Here is a 1,325-nt window from a genome sequence, read left to right as displayed (position 1 = left end):
GGTGTCGTGGTCGTCATTGCTGTCGCCGGGCTGGTTTTGGGTGGGATTGCGGCGCGGGTCGGGCACGGGTTCTCCCTCGGGCGAGCGTGGCGGGCAAGGAAGGCGGGTTGCCAGCGGTGATCAGCTTCGCAGTGGCGAGACCTGTTGGGAGAGCATGGGACTGTGGCGGTCCCGGTGGTCTCGGTCTCGCGAGACTGTTGGTCTCGGCGGGTCTCGCGCTCTCGACGCGCCGTCTCGGTTGGGTCTCGTCATGCCGCGTCCGTACGAGCGGTGGGCTGCCGGGTGGTGCGGGGCGCGAGGTCGGCGAGGGTGCGGCGGCGAGTGTGGCCGATGGGTCGCCACAGGGCGTCCACGATGGACGGGCTCGCGGCGGCGATGTGGTGGCCGGGCGGAGCGAGTTGGTCGGCGGGCATGGTTGCTATGGGCACCGGGGGTTTGACCGGCCAGCGGCGGGTGACGGCGGCGTGGAAATGGTGTTCACGGCTGGCGCTCGGGAGGTGGAACAGGATGGGCTTGCAGATTCCGGCGTCGGCCAGTTCGGCGTATTTCCCGACTTTCTCCACCAGGGTGTCGAGGGTTTCGGTTCCAGTGTCGTATTCGTAGAAGAACCCGAGGGTGCGGTCGTGGTCGCTGTATTCGCCGTAGCCGTCGGGGCGGACGATTCCAGCGCAGGTTGCGCCGACCTCGTTTTCCGGCCACCACTCGCCGAGCGCGCGGCCGTCGTGGTGTTGGGAGTGTCCGGCGAGGGTGGCGAAGAAGTCGTTGACGCCGAGCCGGTGTTCGGTGTGCGCGGAGTGCGCCAGGCGGAGCACGGTTTCGGTGACCGTGGCCGGGCGGGGTAGCGCGGCGCCGGTGGCGGCGGCGTGCACGATGGCGCCGATGGGGCCGAGGGTGTAGCGCCAGGGTTGGGAGCCGGGCCAGATGTCGCGGCGGAAGCGGGCCAGCACCCCGCGCTCGTGGAGCACGGCGAGCCTGGAGCGGGCGTGGGAGTAGGAGCCGAACACCAGCCGGGCGAGCTGCAACGCGGTAAGCACCCGGTGGCGGGCGAGGTAGGAGAGCACTTCCGCGTCGCGGGCGGTCAGCCCTCGTGAGCGCGTGAGCAGGTCGGCCTTTCCGGCCGGGCGGATGTCCACCCTCGGGGGTGTGTGGGGATGTATCGATGAATGTCGGGAGACGCGCACGATCCCTCCTTCAGACACGCTGAGCTGCCGATAGAGCGGGGTTGGGGCGGGTCAGTCAGTGGGCCAGTCATAGGTGGCTTGCTGACTGGCCGGTGAGTGGCCCGGTGACTGGCCGGGCATCGCCGTGCGCTTGGTGCCTTTGCC

At 69.9% G+C, this 1,325-nt stretch carries 1 protein-coding gene; it reads right to left on the bottom strand.

Annotated elements, in window-relative coordinates:
- Positions 1–248: 248 nt before the first annotated feature.
- On the bottom strand, positions 249–1,133 hold the full coding sequence (locus FNH05_RS37415) for a replication-relaxation family protein (RefSeq protein WP_186382951.1): 885 nt from the start codon (positions 1,131–1,133) through the stop codon (positions 249–251).
- Positions 1,134–1,325: the final 192 nt, after the last annotated feature.

It is taken from the genome of Amycolatopsis rhizosphaerae, from assembly GCF_007713715.1.
In the GTDB taxonomy this organism is placed as follows: Bacteria; Actinomycetota; Actinomycetes; order Mycobacteriales; family Pseudonocardiaceae; genus Amycolatopsis_E; species Amycolatopsis_E rhizosphaerae.
This window is presented reverse-complemented; position numbering and strand designations above follow the sequence as displayed.